Raw genomic sequence first — 17,751 nt, 5'->3', positions numbered from 1 at the left:
AACGGACAACGACCAACTAACAACTAAAGATTACTTGAGCCGGCCCAGGCCGCCATCTACGGGCATGACCTGCCCGGTGATGAAACTGCTGTGGTCGGAGAGCAGGAAGGAGGCCATGTAGGCCAAATCCTCGGGCTCCCCAACGCGCTGCAAGGGGTGGCGCTTGGCTCCGGCTTCGGCTTTTTCGGGCGTGTTCAGCAGCGGGGCGGCCAGGGGCGTGTTGGTCAGGGACGGGGCAATGGCGTTGACGCGGATGTTGCTGCCGGCATACTCGGCGGCCAGGGCCCGGGTCAGGCCTTCCACGGCGGCTTTGGCCGTGGCAATGCTGGTGTGGAAGCTCATGCCGGTGGTGGCTGCCACCGTGCTAAAGAGCACCACCGACGCGCCTTCGGCCTTTTTTAGCTTCTTCATCGTGGCCTGCAGCACTTGCACCGCGCCCAGCACATTGAGCTCGAAGTCGGAGCGGAAGTCGTCCAGCGGAATTCGCTCGAAGGGCCGGAGCTTAATGCTGCCGGGGCAATACAGGACGCCGTGCAGGGTTTCCGGTAGCTGGGCCAGCAGCTCGGCTGCAAGCGGCAAAGTGGCATCGGCCTCCAGGTGAGTCGTGCCCAGCTCGGCCAGCTCGGGCGAAAGGTGGCGGGAAATAGTAAAGAGCTTAGCTTCAAGCGTGTGCAGAAGTTGAGCGGTAGCTAAGCCAATGCCAGAAGAGGCACCGACGAGCAGGATATTCTTTTCGGAGAAGTTCATGGGTGGAGCAGTGTCGAGGTTGTGGTTTGACAACTGAGCCGGCTGCCCAAGGTTTATATCTTGTAACCTTAGTGCAGAAAATAACGAATGTTTGTTTGCGAATTATTGCATTTAGCAAAAATTCGCTGCAAAATTCTGGGTTTCGTCTGCCTTTTTCCTAGCTTTCCGACCTCAACGCTCTTTCCACTGCCAAATACGTCTACCGTAGTCTATGAACATCCGCAAACTGCTGGTCGCCAACCGGGGCGAAATTGCCATTCGTGTGTTACGGGCCGCCACCGAGCTGGGCATTCCCACCGTGGCCATCTACACCTACGAGGACCGCTACTCCCTGCACCGCTACAAAGCCGATGAAGCCTACCAGATTGGCCGCGACGACGACCCATTGAAGCCGTATCTGGACATCGAAGGCATTTTGCGCATCGCCAAAGCCAACGGTGTCGACGCCATTCACCCTGGCTACGGCTTCCTGTCGGAAAATGCCACCCTGGCCCGGCGCTGCGGGGAGGAAGGCATCATCTTCGTCGGCCCCCGCCCGGAAGTCATGGAAGCCCTCGGCGACAAGGTAGCGGCCAAGCGCGTGGCCGTGCAGTGCCAGGTGCCCATTATCGAAAGCAGCCAGGAGGACCTCAACGACTTCGAAACCGCTCAGCGCGAGGCGGGCCGCATCGGCTACCCGGTGATGCTGAAAGCGGCCAGCGGCGGTGGCGGCCGGGGCATGCGCGTCATCCGCGACGACGAGCAATTGGAGCGCGGCTTTTTCGAGGCCCGCAACGAGGCCCTGAAAGCTTTCGGCGACGACACCGTATTTCTGGAAAAGTTCGTCGAGAACCCCAAGCACATCGAGGTGCAGCTCGTGGCCGACACCCACGGCAACATCGTGCACCTCTACGAGCGGGACTGCTCGGTGCAGCGCCGCTACCAGAAAGTGGTAGAAGTAGCGCCCTCGCTCAATTTGCCCGACCACATGCGCCACTTATTATATGAGTACGCGCTGCGCCTGGGCCGGGCCGTGAACTACAACAACGTGGGCACCGTCGAATTTCTGGTCAACCCGGAAATGGACCGGATTTACTTTATCGAGGTCAACCCCCGCATCCAGGTCGAGCACACCGTCACGGAAATGATAACCGGCATCGACCTGATTAAAACCCAGATCTACATTGCCGACGGCGCCAAGCTCTCCGACCCCGAAATTGGGCTGGAAGTGGGTGGCAAGCCCATGAAAAACGGCTACGCCATTCAGTGCCGCATCACCACCGAAGACCCCGAAAACGACTTCAAGCCCGACTACGGCACCATCGTGGCCTACCGCTCGGCCGGCGGCTTCGGCATTCGTCTGGACCAGGGTTCGGTGTACCAAGGGGCCAAGATTTCGCCCTTCTTCGACTCGCTGCTGGTGAAAGTATCGGCCCACGCGCCCACGCTGGAAGGGGCCGCCTCCAAGATGGCCCGCACCCTGGACGAGTTCCGCATCCGCGGGGTGCGCACCAACATCCAGTTCCTGCAAAACATCATTGCCAACCCGACCTTCGTCAGCGGGCAGGCCAATGTAGACTTCATCAAAGACCACCAGGAGCTTTTCAAGTTCAAGCCCCGGCAGGACCGCGGCACCAAGATTCTAGGCTTCGTCGGCGACATTATCGTCAACGGCAACCCCGACGTGAAAGGGCTGATTGACCCCAAGAAGGAGCTGCGCAAGCCCCTGCTACCCAAGGTCGAGCCCGACGCGGCCTACCAGCCCGGCACCAAAGACAAGCTCACCGAGCTGGGCCCCGAAGGCTTTGCTAAATGGCTGCGCGAAGACCCGCTGGTGCACTACACCGACACCACCTTCCGCGACGCCCACCAGAGCCTGCTGGCCACCCGCATGCGCACCTTCGACATGCTCAAGGTGGCTGAGCGCTACGCCAAACTGCACCCCCAGACGTTTTCGATGGAAGTCTGGGGCGGGGCGACGTTCGACGTGGCCCTACGCTTTCTGCACGAAGACCCCTGGGAACGGCTGGCTAAAATCCGGGAGGCCGTGCCCAACATCCTGCTCCAGATGCTGATCCGCGGGGCCAACGGTGTAGGTTACAAGGCCTATCCGGATAACCTGACCGAGCGGTTTGTACAGCAGGCCTGGGAAACCGGCGTCGACGTGTTCCGCATCTTCGACTCGCTCAACTGGATGCCGGGCATGGAGTCCTGCATCAACTTTGTGCGCAAGAAAACCAAGGGCCTGGCCGAAGCCGCTATCTGCTACACCGGCGACATTCTGGACCCCAAGCGCAACCAGAAATACTCCCTGGATTACTACCTGCGCCTGGCCAAGCAGATTGAGGACGCCGGGGCTCACATCCTCTGCATCAAGGACATGGCCGGCCTGCTCAAGCCCTACGCGGCCACCGAGCTCATTACGGCCCTGCGCGACACGGTCCAGATTCCGATTCACCTCCACACCCACGACACCTCGTCGTTGCAGCCCGCCACCTACCTCAAGGCCGTCGAAGCCGGCGTCGACGTTATCGACGTGGCCATGGGCTCCTTGTCGGGCCTCACGTCCCAGCCCAACTTCAACTCGGTGGTGGAAATGTTCCGCGGCACGCCGCGCCACCGCGAATTCGACCAGGACAGCCTCAACGACTTCTCCAACTACTGGGAAACCGTGCGCGAATACTATTATCCGTTCGAGTCGGGCCTCAAGGCTGGTACTTCGGAAGTGTTCCAGCACGAAATTCCCGGCGGGCAGTATTCCAACCTGCGCCCCCAGGCCGCGGCCCTGGGTTTGGGCGACAAGTTCGAGCAGGTGAAAAAGACCTTCGCCGAGGTCAACGAGCTGTTCGGCGACATCGTGAAGGTGACGCCCTCCTCGAAGGTGGTCGGCGACATGGCCCTGTTCCTGGTGTCGAACAACCTGACTACTAACGATGTGCTCGAAAAAGGTCACTCATTGAGCTTCCCCGAGTCGGTGCAGAGCTTGTTCCGCGGTGACATCGGGCAACCCGAGGGTGGCTGGCCCCAGGAGCTGCAAAAGGTGATTCTCAAGGACGAAAAGCCCTTCACCGACCGGCCCAACGAGCACCTCAAGCCCATCGACTTCAAAAAGGAGTGGAAGAAGTTTGAGGAGAAGTTCGGGGAAGGCGGCAAGTTCACCGACCTGCTCAGCTACCTGCTCTACCCCAAGGTGTTCGAGCAGTACTGGGCCCACTACCAGCAGTACGGCGACGTGTCGCTGGTGCCCACGCGGGTGTTTTTCTACGGCCTCAAGCCCGGCGAGGAAACCATCATCGACATTGCCCGCGGCAAGTCGGTCATTGTCAAGCTTCGCTCGGTCGGGGAGGTCAACGACGAGGGATGCCGCACGGTGTTCTTCTCCTTCAACGGCCAGACCCGCAACCTGGAAGTGCGCGACAAGTCGGTGGAGGTCAAAACGGTGCGCAATCAGAAAATCGACAAGGGCAACCCCCGGCAAGTGGGCGCCCCGCTGCAAGGCATGCTCTCCAAAGTGCTGGTTGAAAGCGGACAGCAGGTCAAGCGCAACACCCCATTGTTCATCATCGAGGCCATGAAGATGGAAACTACCATCACCGCCCCCGAGGATACCACGGTGCAGGGCGTGCAGCTCCCGGAAGGCACCCTGGTCAACGCCGACGACTTGGTACTGACGTTGGGGTAAAGCCCACGCAACAAAGCACAAAGGCCCGAATGAGCAGCATTCGGGCCTTTGTGCTTTATAAAGTTTACCAATGATGAATCAACGCAGATACACGGCGTGCAATAGAGCAAGGGGCTGAGCGGCCTGGTCGGCATACAGCCGGAGCGTATCACCCTGAACCCGGTAGGTGCGGGTAGCGGCCAGGGCCGCTAGAAACGTTGTTTCGGTGTTCGTTCCGGCCGAATCCGGGCAAGCCATGCGCGTCGTAAGCAAGGGGCCAAACTGCAGCCCGTTGGCGGCGGGTTGCGAAAAAGTGCCGCGAAACCGGTTGCAGCCGGCGTAGCCTTCCGCCCGGAAATCCTCCTGTCGCAGCAGGAGGTAGATTTCCCCACCGGCCGGCGTCGATATGGCACGATTGTGTAAGGAGCGCACCACCCAGCGCGTGTTGCGTAGGCTGGCATCGGAAACCGCAGGATGGCTCTCAGGCGCTGGGCCATGACCGGCCTGCTGCGGAGTTGCCCGACAAGACGCGAGCAGTAGGGCAGTGCCTAAAGTCACCAAAAAGGCGCGAATCATAAAAGAAAGAAATTGAACTGGAAGGAAAGCTGCCAGATCGGTGGAAAAATTACCTGAACACTAACAAAAGCTTACTCAAGACTGCCCAAAAGGCTTAATTTGCGTTATGCAAAAATTCCCTCCCATCGTCTTATTTTTCATTCTGGTTTCTTCCGGGTTGTTTGCCCAGAAAAAAGCGGCCCCAACAACTACCACGCCAGCCGTTTCGGCCGCTACGGTAGAGCGGGTGGCCCGGGCGCTGGCTTCGGATGATATGCAGGGCCGGGCTTCCACCCAGCCGGGTGGCCTCAAGGCAGCCCAGTTTCTGGCCGCCGAGTTTCAGCGCATCGGCCTGCAGCCCTTGCCTGGGCTAACCAGCTACGAGCAGGTTTTTCCGGTTTACGAAACCAAAACGGCGGCCTTGTACGTCACCATCAACGGTACTACCGTTCCCCAAGACAAATCGTTGCTGGTATCGGGCCAGTCCCATTTAAACTGGACTGATACGGACGAGCCGGCGGCGCGCGTGATGGTTATTGGCCCTCAGACGCTGCCCAACCAAATCTACCGCCAGATTCTGGAGCCAACCGAGAACCTAATCGTTATCCTGGATCCGGCGCATGCCGAGGCGTTTCAGCGGCTGGCTAACCGTACCAAAAAAGGGAAAATTCAGGTCGAAAAGCCCGGCCCCTTTTCCTGCGTCGTGGTGCTTACTCCCACTCCCAACGGCGCCATTAAGTATCAGGTAGCCGCTAATACTACCGTGCGGCCCATTGATATTCGGAACGTAGTGGGCGTATTACCCGGGCAAGATAACGCCAAAGCTGCCGAAATGGTGGTCTTTTCGGCGCATTACGACCATCTGGGGCAAATTGAGCCTGTGGCTGGCGACAACATTGCCAACGGTGCCGACGACGATGCCAGTGGAACTACGGCCGTGGTAGCCCTGGCCGAGTATTTCAAGCAGAAGAATGACAACGCCCGGACCCTAGTATTTGCCGCCTTCACCGCCGAGGAAATAGGGGGCTTCGGCTCTCAGCACTTTTCGCGTCAGCTCGATGCCAAGCAGATCATGGCCATGTTCAATATCGAGATGATCGGCAAGCAGGCTAAGTTTGGGCCAAACACGGCCTTTATCACGGGCTTCGATAAATCGGACTTCGGTAAGCTGTTACAACGCAACCTCACGGGCTCGTCCTTCCGCTTCGAGCCCGACCCGTATCCTGAACAAAATCTGTTCTACCGTTCCGACAACGCCACTCTGGCGCGCTTGGGGGTGCCCGCTCACACCATCAGCACCGACCAGATTCCTACTGACAAGCGCTACCACAGCGTCGATGACGAAATTGAAAGCCTGGACCTGGCCAATATGACGGCCGTTATCAATGCTATAGCCCGCAGTTCGGCTGGCATCGTGTCGGGCCAGCAGACCCCCACACGAATCAATCCCGAAGCGGTTGGTCAGCGGCCCTAAACCTCGGCTAAATCACCAGCCGTTCCGTGGCCGGCATATCTGCTGATAATTTGGCGCTGACGTTGCGTTGGGCTACCTTCCAAAAACCTCCTGATCAACACAAAACTTTCTCATCTGTCATATGCTAACCCGCATCAGCGCCCTGCTTTTCTTTTCAACGGCTAGTTTTATGGCTCTCGCGCAGCAGGCGCCACTGGAGCAAAACGGGGCGGCAGCTCGGGCCAACCTCAATGCCCTGGTTAACGGCGCGGCTACGGTAGTGCCCCGAGGATCGGCTGAGACGACCAAAGGCTCTCTCTATGCCGATCCTCGGTGGCTTCCAGCCAAGCTGCAAATGACTAACAAAGTGCCTTTAGCAGCAGTGCCGTTGAAGTATGATGTACTAAATCGCCGGTTGCTGATGCGGCCCGTAAGCCGGCCGAATGACTCCCTGCAACTGGATGATAAACTGGTTGCCGGTTTTGAGATTGAAGAGCCTGCGGATGGTCTGTCTCCCGCCCGGCGCCGGCTGTTCCGGCGGTTCAGCGAGGCGGCTACACCCGCTCAACGCGCTGATTACGTAGAGGTGTTGCACGAGGGGAATTATGTGCTGCTAAAGCATTATGATAAGACGTTACGTAAGGCTAATTTCCAGGGAGCTTATAGCAGCGGGCAACGCTACGACGAGATAGAGGATAAACTGACCTACTACCTGCGACGGCCTGATGGCTCCCTGACTCCGGTTAAATTGGTGGCCAAAGCTATGCAGACAGCTGCTCCAGCTCTGGCCGCTACGCTAAAAAGTACTCCGGACGCTGAGAAAGCCAAGACGGAAGCCGATTGGGTGAAGCTATGGGCCACAATAGATAAGAAGTAGATGAATGCCTGTTTCAAACCAAGAAGGAGGTACCTGATATAGGTACCTCCTTCTTGGTTTGAAACAGGGTAGTAAAGTACTTAAAATAGAAATCAAGTAATTGTATTACAGGATATTAAGGACTTGCGACAGGGTGCGGAGCAGGTTCATTGGTGGGAGCAGGCCCCGCAGAAAGCAGGGATGCAACCAGTGATATTCAGCCTAAAGCTTGCGAATCGATAAGGTAGAATTGGGCAGCGGGCGAGCGGGTGGGGGCCCAACTGAGCGCACTAAGCGTTCTAGTGTCTGCAAGCGGTCAGTTTGCAGGTTATGCTGCTCAACTAGCCGGCTGTAGGCTTCAGTCAGGGCCTGCACCTGTTCTTTTAGCTCCCCGACCTCTACAGCCCCAGCGTAGCGGGGATCAGGCAGTTCCGGGTCACTCAGGCCCTGTACCGGCCGGTACTGCACCGTCACTGCCGACTGGGCCAGCGCTTCAGTGCCGCTGGCAGCAACTGCGGCAAAGGCAAAAAAGAGCGTATAGTAGTTTTTCATGATCCAGATACTAAAGTTTTTTTATAGAACAAGTATAAATAATTCTTGCATAAGTACCAAATAAAAAACTAGGTGCTCATTCACTGAGCACCTGGTTTTTTATTTGGTTCAGAAGGTAGTTAGCGAGGCAACCGTAGGCTCAGGCCAGCACCCACAGTAGAACCACTGGTGACCCCCGAAAAGGTTCGCCCCGCGGTTACGTCAAGCCGTAGCCCGGACCAGGGCCGCCAGTACAGGCCCGAAGTAAGCCCCGGGGCCAGCTTCGCTTGCTGCTGCCAGGTAGCGTAGGTTTCGGCGAAAAAGCCGAAAGAATTGCCTAAGGGACCGTTCAAAGCCAGCGTGCCCAGGTAGGTGCCTAGCTTCGTGTCGGCCGCCTTAAAGCCGCGCTGGCGGAAACCCAGGTTGGCTTCCAACCCAAACCGCTCCCCAAGCTGCTGAGAAATCAGCAAGCGGGCCGCCGGTTCGTATACCTGATTTTGAAACGATTTGTCGCCATTGCGCAGCGTCATTTCGGCCAGCACCACTACCTGAGAACGAGCGTTGGGAGTAGTGGAAGCCAGAAACTTGGCGCCAACCGTCATCGGCGTACGCCCAAAAGGCACGGCCACTCCACTGCCGGGCTCAGCCGCGGCGGTGCTGGTGGGTAGGGGAGAAAGGTAGCCCTGCGAAACACGCAGCTCTATATTGTTGAAAAAGCCTACCCGAAGTAAACCAGTAGTCAGGCGCCGGTTGGCTGTACTACCCGGGGTAAACGGGTCGGGCTGACTCAGGCCAGCTTCTAGCTGAAACTGGCCGGGGTTGAGCATGTTGGTGGTGATGGTCTGCCCGGGCCGGTCGGGGCGAATATTGCGCACAAAAGGCGTGTTTTCGTTCCCGAGGTTTGGGTCAGTGGTCTGGGCCAGGGTGCGGGCGGAGCCGACGAGCAGTAGCCCGGCGGTAGTCAGCAGAGTGGTCTTACGCATGCCTTCTGACACGAGCCTACAACTTATAGTTCGGCCAGAAGTGCAAAAGCCTAGTTTAAACGCAATTTCTCTTTACAGGTTGCAATTTATTTTACATTTCGCTTGAAAAATACTCGGCATGCAGCGTATTTTGCAAGACGTTTGGTGGCGGTCAGCCTTGCAAAAGCTGACCGTGGCCGAGCGGCTTCTTTTGTTTCCCACCAGCTTCGCTTACTCCGCCTTCAATGTCCAACACCGTTCCCTGAGAGTTTTTTTCCGGTGTCCGGCCGTGCTGGGCTTACTCGTCTTCGTAGTCGAGGCCCAGCAGTTGATTCAGGGCCTGCTGGATTTCGCTGGCCGCGTGCATCTGCCCGGCCCGGCGGCTTACCTGCAGCCCGCGGCGGTAAACTTTTTCCGCTTCTTCCGGATTTTGTAAGTGCTCCAGCATCTTGCCCGCGTGGTAATACGTACCCACGTAATCAGGGTGTTCATCCAAGAGCTTTTGATAGTACTCCATTGCCCGTTGGGGCTCCGTCGTCCGATATTCAGTGGCTAGGGCGTAGATGATGAACGGGTCGTTCGGGTCTTCGTTGTAAAAGGTCAGCAGCTGCTGCAGGCGGGTCGGCGTGGTATCCATCGGGAGGGAGTTTTCTGTATCTTCGCCCGAAATTAGGGGCTTTCCCGTAGTTTATCTCCCATCCACAAGCAGCCGTAGATGAAGTTTCTCGTTTGCATCAGCAACGTTCCCGACACGACCACCAAAATCACCTTCACGCCCGATAACAAGGAGTTCAACAAGGCCGGGGTGCAGTTCGTGATTAATCCCTGGGACGAATATGCCCTGACCCGCGCCATTGAGCTCAAAGAAGCCCAGGGCAGCGGTACCGTAACCGTCCTCAACGTTGGCGAAGCCGACACCGAGCCCAACATTCGTAAAGCCCTGGCCATCGGCGCCGATGACGCTATCCGCGTCAACGCCGCGCCCAAGGATGCCTACTTCGTGGCCGAGCAAATTGCCGCTATTGCCAAGGAAGGCGCCTACGACGTGATTCTGATGGGCAAGGAAAGCATTGACTACAACGGCTTCCAGGTGCATGGCATGGTGGGCGAACTGCTCGGCATCCCGACCGTAGCCCCGGCTATGAAGCTGGATATGAGCGGTAATACCGCTACGCTGGAGCGCGAAATCGAAGGCGGCAAGGAAATCGTGGAGGTGAATACGCCTTTCGTGGCTTCCTGCCAGCAGCCCATGTGCGAGCCCCGCATCCCGAACATGCGCGGCATTATGACGGCCCGTACCAAGCCGCTGAAAGTGGTAGAACCCACTGGCGAAGGGGCCCGCACTTCGGTAGCCGAGTACGCACTGCCCCCCAAGAAGCAGGGCGTGAAGCTAATTCCTGCCGAGTCGGCCGGTGAATTGATCAAGCTGCTCCGCAACGAAGCCAAGGTGATTTAATTGGTTTTTGGTTGTTGGTTTTTTGTTTTTGGCTTAAGCCGAATTAGCAAGAAACCAGCTCGTTGAACACCAAAAAACCAAAAACCAAACTCAAAAAACCAAAGAAATGTCCGTTCTAGTAGTAGTTGAATGTGATGGCGGCGAGGTGAAAAAATCGTCGTTGGAAGTGGCTTCCTACGGGAGCCAGGTAGCCCAGATGCTCGGCACCACGGCCACAGCCGTAGCCGTAGGTGAGGCTACCGAAGCCAACTTGGCCCAGCTCGGCGAGCAGGGTATCAGCAAGGTGCTCTACGACGCCGAGCCCCGCCTGAAGGACTTCGTCAACGGCGCGTATACCAAGCTGATTGCCGCCGCCGCCGAGAAGGAAGGTGCTCAGGTAATCGTGCTGGCTAACTCCAACATCGGCGCCGCCGTGGGCTCGCGCCTGTCGGTGCGCCTCAAGGCCAGCCTGGCGACCAACGTGGTGGAGCTGCCCAAGAATGAAGGTGGCAGCTTCACGGTGAAGCGCGGCGCCTTCTCGGGCAAAGCCTTTGCCGACGTGGTGCTGACCGGCGACCGGAAGATTCTGGCCGTCAAGAAAAACTCGATTGAAGCCCTGCACGAGGCTGGCAAAACCGCTACGGTAGAGTCGTTCTCGGCCAGCCTCTCGGATGCTGACTTTGCTGATGCGCCCAAGCAGGTGGTGATGCAGGATCAGGCTGGCGGCGTACTGCTGCCCGAAGCCGACCGCGTCGTATCGGGTGGCCGCGGCATGAAAGGCCCGGAGAACTGGCACCTAATTGAGGACTTGGCCAAGGCGCTGGGTGCGGCTACGGCCTGCTCCAAGCCCGTGTCGGACGTCGACTGGCGCCCGCACCACGAACACGTGGGGCAAACCGGCATCACCGTATCGCCAAACCTGTATATTGCCTGCGGTATTTCGGGCGCTATTCAGCACTTGGCGGGGGTGAACTCGTCGAAAGTTATTGTCGTAATCAACAAAGATCCGGAAGCGCCGTTCTTCAAGGCTGCTGATTATGGCATCGTAGGCGACGTGTTCGAAATTCTGCCCAAGCTCACCCAGGCCGTTAAGGAATTGAATTAGGGTCTTGGGGTCTTGGGTTTCAGAAACGGGAAAGCCTAGCTTTGCCGCCCTGATGCGTCCAAGACCCCAAGCTCCCAAGACCCTAAGCTCCTAAATACCTTGAAAAAAATACAGCTCGAAATTCTGGGCCTCTCGTCCAGCCAGTCACAGTCCGGCTCTTTTGCTCTGATTCTGGGCGAAAAGACTGGTAATCGTCGTTTGCCCATTATCATCGGCATGTTTGAAGCCCAGAGCATTGCCATTCAGATTGAGAAAATCAATCCGAACCGGCCGCTCACCCACGACTTATTCAAGTCGTTTGCCGAACATGTGCACGTGGCCGTACTGGAAGTATTGATTTCCGATCTGAAGGAAGGCGTGTTCTACTCCAAAATCGTGTGTACCGACGGGGCCACGACGTTTGAACTGGATGCCCGCCCCAGCGACGCCATTGCCATTGGTCTGCGCTTTGGCGTTCCAATTTTCACCGTAGAAAGCGTGCTGAGCGAGGCCGGTATCATCCTCAGTGATTTGGATGAAAACGCCGATGATGACGCCGACGAGGATGACGAGGACGAGGATGATGATACCGGCGGAACGAAGCCTGAGCCTACCCCCCGCGACCCCAGCGGACAGGTTTCGTTGGAGGAGCTGGGCAAGATGCTGAGCCAAGCCCTGCTGAATGAAGACTACGAGAAAGCAGCCAAAATCCGGGACGAGTTGAATAAGCGCAACGGATAAAGCGGCTTACTGCCCTAACAAACGGCTTCTCTGCGTAAGGGAAGCCGTTTTTGTTGTGTAAGATGTCCAGACAAGCTGCTTGGCGGAAAGAGCCCAAGACAAGCTACCTGATCCTAGTCCGTGTTTTTTGCCGAGCCGTTTATGAACGGCCTGCTCACATCCGTTTTCACCGCGACGGTTGCGTAATTGTAGCAGAACCATTCCAGTAAATACGCATTTTAGCTATTCAGAGACGGTTTTTTTGTCCGAGGTTGAGGCGGATGCGTTTGAATATTCTACCAGATCTTCCACCCAAGCTGATCGGGCCTTATTCCTTTCCACCTTAATTGAACTGTCTTATGAAAGCCCAAAACACTGCCCGGCCGACCGGGTCCCACCTGGATGCCAACGCTGGGGAACGGACGAAGTATAATAACTTCTCGATTGAAAATAACCCGCTGCCTGGCGAGCAAAATCAGGACTATTTGCCCGTACGCCCGCACGGACCAGGACCTCAGCGGCCGCTGCCTTTCGATAGATTAAGGGGGTGAGGTAGGGTTGAGAACAGGGTGTAAGGATGGTGGTTGAGCCCCGGCTTTTAGTACCTTGCCGGCCTCAACCAATCATTCCTCTATGCAAGCTCAAGCTACATCTGCCCCCGACCTCCGCTACCCCATTGGCCCCGCCGTGCTGCCGGAGCAACCACTGAACTCGGGCAAGCGGTTGGGGCTGATAGCCAACATTGCGGTACTACCCGACCAGTTGCGGGCAGCTGTAACGGGGCTGATCCCTGCGCAGTTGGACACGCCCTACCGCCCCGGAGGATGGACCGTGCGCCAGGTAATTCACCACTTACCCGATTCGCATTTGAATTCTTACTCGCGAATGCGGCTGGCGCTGACTGATGAAAACCCCACCATCAGCCCCTACGACGAAGAAGCCTGGGCTGAGCTGCCCGACGTGAAAGCCACCCCCGTTGCGGTGTCGCTGGCCCTGCTGGAGGCTTTGCACATCCGCTGGACAATTCTGCTACGCCAGCTTACGGATGCCCAATGGCAGCGCACGTTCTACCATCCCGGGTCGAAGCGCAGCTTCACCCTGGATCAGGCCTTGGCCATGTACGCCTGGCACGGCCAGCACCATTTGACCCACATCACGGAGTTGCGCCGTCGGGAAGGCTTTTAATTCTTGCAATCGGGGCGTAAAAAAGGCCGGCTCACGGAAGTGAGCCGGCCTTTGCGCATTTAGAAGCGTTGGCTAGATGTTGATAGCCTCGTCGGAGGTGGCAGCTGCCAGGCCCCCTTCGGTTTCCTCGTCTACTTTCTTGGCGGCGCGCACTAAGCTGCTGCTGAAGATAAACTCTTTAAGCTCCGGCACGGTTGTATTCAGAATCTCGTCTTTGTTGCCGTCCCAGAGCTTCTGGCCTTTGTGCAGGTAGATGATGTGGTCCCCGATTTCAACCACGGAGTTCATGTCGTGGGTGATAACCACGGTGGTGATTTTATACTCGTGGGTGATTTCGTAGATCAGCTCGTCGATCTTGATGCTGGTAGCCGGGTCGAGGCCGGAGTTGGGTTCGTCGCAGAACAGGTAGGTGCAGTTGGGGGCAATGGCGCGGGCAATACCCACGCGTTTTTTCATGCCGCCCGATATTTCGGAGGGCATTTTGGTGCCCGCATTTTCCAGTCCCACGCGCTTGAGGCAGAACTCGACCCGGTCGCGCCGCTCTTCCTTGCTCATTTCTGGGGTGAGCATCTTGAGCGGAAACTCCGTGTTTTCGAACACCGTCATGGAGTCGAACAACGCCGAGCCTTGGAACAGCATTCCGATTTTGCGGCGGATTTCCTGCTTGATGTCCACTTTGTTATTGGTGAATACCAGCCCGTCGAAGGTAATGCTCCCCAAGTCGGGCTTCATCAAGCCCACGATGCACTGCAGCAGCACGCTTTTGCCCGTGCCCGAGCCGCCGAGCAACAGGTTGCACTTGCCCGTTTCGAAGGTGCAGGTAATGCCTTTCAGCACGGGGTTGCCGTTGAAAGACTTTTGAACGTTGTGAACTTCTATCATGGAGGGTAACAAGCTAATTAGTAATGTGCTGGCGTGGAAATACGCTAAGAGGCCAACGCAGTAGTTTGCCGTCCGAAGGCGTTATCTTCAGCACATTAGCACAGTAATGGGCCGCACATTATAAAAGAACAGCTGCCAGCACGTAGTCGGCTAGCAGGATGGCAATAATGGAGTTGGTAACAGCTCCCGTACTGGCGGCTCCCACTTCGAGGGCCCCGCCCCGGGTGTAATAGCCCTTGTACGAGGAAATTGCCGATACCAGAAAGGCAAAAACCACTGATTTAATCAGGGCAAACAAAATATTGTAAGGCACAAAGTCGCTGCGGATACCCTCTACGTACTCCTGAGCCGACATAGCGCCCGATAAGGTACCGGCCAGGTAGCCGCCCGTAATCGAGAGGACCATGGCCAAAATAACCAGCAGCGGAAACATGAGCATGGCCGCCACAATCTTGGGCAGTACCAGGTAAGAAGCCGAGTTAATTCCCATTACTTCCAAGGCATCAACCTGTTCGGTGATGCGCATGGTGCCCAGGCCGCCGGCAATGCTGGAACCGACTTTGCCGGCCAGCACGATGCTGGTAATGGTAGGGGCCAGTTCCAGAATGGTCATTTCGCGCACCATAAAGCCGATGGTTGACTTGGGAATGAGCGGGTTGACCAGGTTATAGGCAATCTGGACGCAGGTAACGGCCCCGATAAAGGCACTGACGATGGAAACGATAAAGACCGAGTCGATGCCGATGAGGATGGCTTCGTCGAGGGTGCGCTGCCAGAGCACCGCCAAACGCTCCTTCCGAACCAGCATGCTTTGCATGAAGATTAGAAATTCACCGAAGGTTTTGACCATAAAAAAAGAGGAGGGAAGGAAGAAAAGCTCAAACTTGCGGAGGGCAGGAGAAGGGGCTAATAGCTCAGCTCGGGGCCTGCCTCCCATACGTAAAAACCGAAACGCTAATCAAAGGAATGCAAAAATATATCGTTGTCACGGGTGGTACGAAAGGAATTGGCCGGGCCATCGTGCTGCGCTTCGTCCGGGCCGGCTTTGGCGTCATCACCTGCGCCCGTTCCGTTCAGGACCTGACAGCTCTTACAACCGCTGTGCAGCAGGATGTTCCCGGCGCCGTGCTCCACACCGTTGCCGCCGACCTGAGCCAGGCCGAGCAGACCCGGCGCTTCACCGAATTTGTGCTGGGCCTGGGCGTGGCCATCGAGGTGCTGGTCAATAATACGGGGGCCTTTATTCCGGGCCGTCTGCAGGATGAACCGGCCGACGGCTCCCAGCTGCGCCAGATGATAGACGTGAACCTCTACAGCGCCTACGACGTGACCCGGGCCCTGCTGCCGGGGATGATAGCGCGCCGCCAGGGCCATATTTTCAACATGTGCTCTACGGCCAGCATCATGGCCTACCCCAACGGAGGCTCCTACAGCATTGCTAAGTTTGCCCTGCTGGGCCTGACCAAAGGCCTGCGCGAGGAGCTGAAGGAACACAACCTGCGCGTAACGGCTATTCTACCCGGGGCCACGCTGACGGCCAGCTGGGAGGGCGTTGATTTGCCCGCCGAGCGGTTTATTCGGGCCGAAGATGTGGCGGAGGCCGTGTTCGGCGCCTATTCTCTCTCGCCCCAGGCTGTGATTGAAGAGCTCTTGATTCGCCCGCAGCTGGGTGATTTATAGCTCGGGCGGCGTTTGCACATTTTCCCGGCGGCGAATAAACGTGACGTAGCCAAAGTCGAGTAGCAGCGCCCAGAAGGTTACGGTCAGGGCACTGCTGATCCAGGGCAGGGCCGGGCGGGCGTATAGTCCTTGCGCAATGCCCCAGGCAGAGAGGCAAATGATAAAGGCCAGCTTGATACCATCGAGGCGGATTTTAGCGGGTTTGCGCGCAAACCAACTAGCATAGCCGGCTACCAGTACCGCGCTGCTGCCGATTAGTACGGCCGAGGTGCCTGCCCAATGCATGATTTTGAACAGCAGACCCAGCACTAACCCGGCCACTGCTGCCAGGACCAGCGCAAAGAAGCCCAGGTGCCGCCGCAGCGTACCGTACCAGACCACCACGGCCAGCAGCACCAGGGGGACGAACTGCGCGGCCAGTACGGCCGGCGACCTGAACTCATCCATCGGTAGAAACTACGGTTGCTGTACGATTTTGCCCTTACCGCTAACTTTTAGGTCGGTTCGGGGCGGGTTGCCTTGGTAAAAAAGCGTGCCGGTGCCCGCGTTGGTGCCGCCCAGAAACTCACCGGCCCGCACGTACGCATTGCCGTTGCTGTCGTGGTTGAATTTGAAATTGCAGACCTTCGCTTGCAGGCCGCTGGCGTAGAGGCTGCCGCTGCCGCCCACCAGCATCGTGAATTCGTCGACCTGCCCGCGCAGGTGGATGTCACCGATTTCGTACATGTCCAGGTTCACGTAGGGGCTGATGATGTCGAGGTCCATATTGCCGGCACCCACGAGGTGACAGAAAAACCGGTCGGCGCGGAAGGTGCGGGCCGTGCGGATATTGCCCTGGCCGCGCAAAAACAGGTCTTGCAGGCGGGGCAGGTGCAGGGTTACTTCCCGGGGCGTATCGTAGGTGCGCACCCAGTTGCAGCGGCTGGTGTTATGAATAATCAGAGCGCCGTTTTCTACGGTCAGCTCAATATCTTCCTGCAGATTCTTCCCCGCCCGCACTTCGGCGTAGGTTTCCGCATCTTGCACCAACGTTACGTCTACGTTATCGTAGGCCATTATTACCTGAAATTCCGCGAGGGCGCGCCGCTCGGTTACCACCTTGCCGGTGCTTTTCAGGCAGTCCAACTCGTGCCCATCGCCGCAGCCGGCAAACAGGGTAGCGGTAGCGGCTAGTATGACCCCAACACGAAAAACCCGCGAGGTGCGCTTAACTTGCGGCCAAATGGCAGTTCGAAACATCTTTACTCTATGGACCTGACAGGCAAGATAGCTATTCTGACGGGCGTCAGCAAAGGAATAGGCCGGGCTACGGCCGAGGCCTTGCTGGCCAAAGGCGCCTTGGTAGCTGGTTGGGGCCGCAGCGCGCCCGAAGGCTTACAGCACGAGCGGTTCCAATTTTTCGAGTGCGACGTGCGCGACGAAGTGGCCGTGCAGGAAGCCTACGTGAATACCCGGCGGGAGCTGGGAGAAGAAATCCACGTGCTGGTCAACAATGCCGGCCTGGGCATAGCGGGCGAAGTCGACGGGTTTTCGACGGACGACTGGAAGCTGATGTTCGACACCAACGTGCACGGCCTGTTTCACTGCACCAAGGCCGTGCTGCCCCAGATGAAACAGCAGCAGCTGGGCCACATCATCAATATTTCCTCTATTGCCGGCACTACGGGCATTGAGAAAATGGCGGGCTACTGCGCTACCAAGTTTGCCGTGCGGGGCTTCTCGCAGTCGTTATATAAGGAGGTGCGGAACGATGGTATCAAGGTCACGTGTTTTTACCCCGGCTCGACGCAGACCAACTTCTTCGACGACATTCCCGGCACCGAGGCCAACGCCTCGATGATGCAGCCCCAGGATATTGCCGACACCATCATCTACGCTCTGGAAACGCCCTTCAACTTCCACCTCGTGGACATTGAAATGCGGCCCTTGCAGCCGAAAAAATAAACACTTGTCATTGCGAGGAGGCACGACGAAGCAATCCGTCCTCTGCGCAGTACGACCCGGCCTTTACCCACAAAGCT

At 57.5% G+C, this 17,751-nt stretch carries 18 protein-coding genes; 9 read left to right on the top strand and 9 right to left on the bottom strand.

Features of this window, described 5'->3' with window-relative positions; genetic code table 11:
• Positions 1-30 precede the first annotated feature (30 nt).
• A complete protein-coding gene (locus tag E5K02_RS06480; protein WP_135393214.1) occupies positions 31-747 on the bottom strand; it encodes an SDR family NAD(P)-dependent oxidoreductase in 717 nt (238 codons plus the stop codon).
• Between the two features lie 211 nt (positions 748-958).
• Between E5K02_RS06480 and E5K02_RS06475 the strand changes: the two genes are divergently transcribed.
• Entirely contained in the window at positions 959-4,408 is a 3,450-nt protein-coding gene (locus tag E5K02_RS06475; protein WP_135393212.1) for a pyruvate carboxylase, read from the top strand.
• Between the two features lie 78 nt (positions 4,409-4,486).
• Here E5K02_RS06475 and E5K02_RS06470 read toward each other — a convergent pair whose 3' ends face one another.
• Positions 4,487-4,963, bottom strand: coding sequence for an META domain-containing protein (locus E5K02_RS06470; protein WP_135393210.1), 477 nt, complete (start codon positions 4,961-4,963; stop codon positions 4,487-4,489).
• Positions 4,964-5,069: 106 nt separating this feature from the next.
• Between E5K02_RS06470 and E5K02_RS06465 the strand changes: the two genes are divergently transcribed.
• Positions 5,070-6,416 (top strand): M20/M25/M40 family metallo-hydrolase, encoded by a 1,347-nt coding sequence (locus E5K02_RS06465; RefSeq protein WP_135393208.1) that lies wholly within the window; start codon positions 5,070-5,072, stop codon positions 6,414-6,416.
• Between the two features lie 334 nt (positions 6,417-6,750).
• Entirely contained in the window at positions 6,751-7,272 is a 522-nt protein-coding gene (locus tag E5K02_RS06460; RefSeq protein WP_167856306.1) for a hypothetical protein, read from the top strand.
• 201 nt (positions 7,273-7,473) lie between these two features.
• Here E5K02_RS06460 and E5K02_RS06455 read toward each other — a convergent pair whose 3' ends face one another.
• The 3 genes from E5K02_RS06455 to E5K02_RS06445 form a co-directional block, all read right to left on the bottom strand.
• The gene (locus E5K02_RS06455) at positions 7,474-7,803 is read right to left on the bottom strand and encodes a hypothetical protein (RefSeq protein WP_135393204.1); all 330 of its coding nucleotides are present in this window, start codon (positions 7,801-7,803) and stop codon (positions 7,474-7,476) included.
• Positions 7,804-7,922: 119 nt separating this feature from the next.
• The gene (locus E5K02_RS06450) at positions 7,923-8,765 is read right to left on the bottom strand and encodes a transporter (RefSeq protein ID WP_135393202.1); all 843 of its coding nucleotides are present in this window, start codon (positions 8,763-8,765) and stop codon (positions 7,923-7,925) included.
• 277 nt (positions 8,766-9,042) lie between these two features.
• Complete coding sequence (locus tag E5K02_RS06445) at positions 9,043-9,381, bottom strand: tetratricopeptide repeat protein (RefSeq protein WP_135393200.1); 339 nt, start codon at positions 9,379-9,381, stop codon at positions 9,043-9,045.
• A gap of 78 nt (positions 9,382-9,459) precedes the next feature.
• On the opposite strand from E5K02_RS06445, the gene E5K02_RS06440 reads away from it, so the two are divergent.
• From E5K02_RS06440 to E5K02_RS06425, 4 genes are all read left to right on the top strand, one after another.
• On the top strand, positions 9,460-10,200 hold the full coding sequence (locus tag E5K02_RS06440; RefSeq protein ID WP_135393198.1) for an electron transfer flavoprotein subunit beta/FixA family protein: 741 nt from the start codon (positions 9,460-9,462) through the stop codon (positions 10,198-10,200).
• 106 nt (positions 10,201-10,306) lie between these two features.
• On the top strand, positions 10,307-11,284 hold the full coding sequence (locus E5K02_RS06435) for an electron transfer flavoprotein subunit alpha/FixB family protein (protein ID WP_135393196.1): 978 nt from the start codon (positions 10,307-10,309) through the stop codon (positions 11,282-11,284).
• A 99-nt stretch (positions 11,285-11,383) separates the two neighbouring features.
• Entirely contained in the window at positions 11,384-12,004 is a 621-nt protein-coding gene (locus E5K02_RS06430; protein ID WP_135393194.1) for a bifunctional nuclease family protein, read from the top strand.
• A 612-nt stretch (positions 12,005-12,616) separates the two neighbouring features.
• Entirely contained in the window at positions 12,617-13,168 is a 552-nt protein-coding gene (locus tag E5K02_RS06425; protein WP_135393192.1) for a YfiT family bacillithiol transferase, read from the top strand.
• A 72-nt stretch (positions 13,169-13,240) separates the two neighbouring features.
• Here E5K02_RS06425 and E5K02_RS06420 read toward each other — a convergent pair whose 3' ends face one another.
• Both E5K02_RS06420 and E5K02_RS06415 read right to left on the bottom strand, forming a co-directional pair.
• Positions 13,241-14,050 carry an ABC transporter ATP-binding protein gene (locus E5K02_RS06420; RefSeq protein WP_135393190.1) on the bottom strand — a complete coding sequence of 270 codons (810 nt, stop codon included), beginning with the start codon at positions 14,048-14,050 and terminating at the stop codon, positions 13,241-13,243.
• A gap of 118 nt (positions 14,051-14,168) precedes the next feature.
• Complete coding sequence (locus tag E5K02_RS06415) at positions 14,169-14,900, bottom strand: MlaE family ABC transporter permease (RefSeq protein WP_135393188.1); 732 nt, start codon at positions 14,898-14,900, stop codon at positions 14,169-14,171.
• A 116-nt stretch (positions 14,901-15,016) separates the two neighbouring features.
• Between E5K02_RS06415 and E5K02_RS06410 the strand changes: the two genes are divergently transcribed.
• Positions 15,017-15,730, top strand: coding sequence for an SDR family oxidoreductase (locus tag E5K02_RS06410; RefSeq protein ID WP_135393186.1), 714 nt, complete (start codon positions 15,017-15,019; stop codon positions 15,728-15,730).
• Here the strand turns inward: E5K02_RS06410 and E5K02_RS06405 are convergent.
• Together E5K02_RS06405 and E5K02_RS06400 are read right to left on the bottom strand one after the other, a co-directional pair.
• Positions 15,725-16,177, bottom strand: coding sequence for a hypothetical protein (locus tag E5K02_RS06405; protein ID WP_135393184.1), 453 nt, complete (start codon positions 16,175-16,177; stop codon positions 15,725-15,727). The genes E5K02_RS06410 and E5K02_RS06405 overlap by 6 nt on opposite strands.
• Positions 16,178-16,186: 9 nt before the next feature.
• Positions 16,187-16,969, bottom strand: a complete 783-nt coding sequence (locus tag E5K02_RS06400) for a head GIN domain-containing protein (RefSeq protein WP_135393182.1) — start codon at positions 16,967-16,969, stop codon at positions 16,187-16,189.
• Positions 16,970-16,978: 9 nt separating this feature from the next.
• On the opposite strand from E5K02_RS06400, the gene E5K02_RS06395 reads away from it, so the two are divergent.
• Entirely contained in the window at positions 16,979-17,674 is a 696-nt protein-coding gene (locus E5K02_RS06395) for an SDR family oxidoreductase (protein ID WP_135393180.1), read from the top strand.
• The last annotated feature ends 77 nt before the right edge of the window (positions 17,675-17,751 follow it).

The organism is Hymenobacter metallicola, from assembly GCF_004745645.1.
In the GTDB taxonomy this organism is placed as follows: Bacteria; Bacteroidota; Bacteroidia; order Cytophagales; family Hymenobacteraceae; genus Hymenobacter; species Hymenobacter metallicola.
This window is presented reverse-complemented; position numbering and strand designations above follow the sequence as displayed.

Coding starts and splice junctions, on each gene's coding strand:
- E5K02_RS06480 (WP_135393214.1), bottom strand. CDS start 747: ATGAACTTCTCCGAAAAGAATATCCTGCTCGTCGGTGCCTCTTCTGGC.
- E5K02_RS06475 (WP_135393212.1), top strand. CDS start 959: ATGAACATCCGCAAACTGCTGGTCGCCAACCGGGGCGAAATTGCCATT.
- E5K02_RS06470 (WP_135393210.1), bottom strand. CDS start 4,963: ATGATTCGCGCCTTTTTGGTGACTTTAGGCACTGCCCTACTGCTCGCG.
- E5K02_RS06465 (WP_135393208.1), top strand. CDS start 5,070: ATGCAAAAATTCCCTCCCATCGTCTTATTTTTCATTCTGGTTTCTTCC.
- E5K02_RS06460 (WP_167856306.1), top strand. CDS start 6,751: ATGACTAACAAAGTGCCTTTAGCAGCAGTGCCGTTGAAGTATGATGTA.
- E5K02_RS06455 (WP_135393204.1), bottom strand. CDS start 7,803: ATGAAAAACTACTATACGCTCTTTTTTGCCTTTGCCGCAGTTGCTGCC.
- E5K02_RS06450 (WP_135393202.1), bottom strand. CDS start 8,765: ATGCGTAAGACCACTCTGCTGACTACCGCCGGGCTACTGCTCGTCGGC.
- E5K02_RS06445 (WP_135393200.1), bottom strand. CDS start 9,381: ATGGATACCACGCCGACCCGCCTGCAGCAGCTGCTGACCTTTTACAAC.
- E5K02_RS06440 (WP_135393198.1), top strand. CDS start 9,460: ATGAAGTTTCTCGTTTGCATCAGCAACGTTCCCGACACGACCACCAAA.
- E5K02_RS06435 (WP_135393196.1), top strand. CDS start 10,307: ATGTCCGTTCTAGTAGTAGTTGAATGTGATGGCGGCGAGGTGAAAAAA.
- E5K02_RS06425 (WP_135393192.1), top strand. CDS start 12,617: ATGCAAGCTCAAGCTACATCTGCCCCCGACCTCCGCTACCCCATTGGC.
- E5K02_RS06420 (WP_135393190.1), bottom strand. CDS start 14,050: ATGATAGAAGTTCACAACGTTCAAAAGTCTTTCAACGGCAACCCCGTG.
- E5K02_RS06415 (WP_135393188.1), bottom strand. CDS start 14,900: ATGGTCAAAACCTTCGGTGAATTTCTAATCTTCATGCAAAGCATGCTG.
- E5K02_RS06410 (WP_135393186.1), top strand. CDS start 15,017: ATGCAAAAATATATCGTTGTCACGGGTGGTACGAAAGGAATTGGCCGG.
- E5K02_RS06405 (WP_135393184.1), bottom strand. CDS start 16,177: ATGGATGAGTTCAGGTCGCCGGCCGTACTGGCCGCGCAGTTCGTCCCC.
- E5K02_RS06400 (WP_135393182.1), bottom strand. CDS start 16,969: ATGTTTCGAACTGCCATTTGGCCGCAAGTTAAGCGCACCTCGCGGGTT.
- E5K02_RS06395 (WP_135393180.1), top strand. CDS start 16,979: ATGGACCTGACAGGCAAGATAGCTATTCTGACGGGCGTCAGCAAAGGA.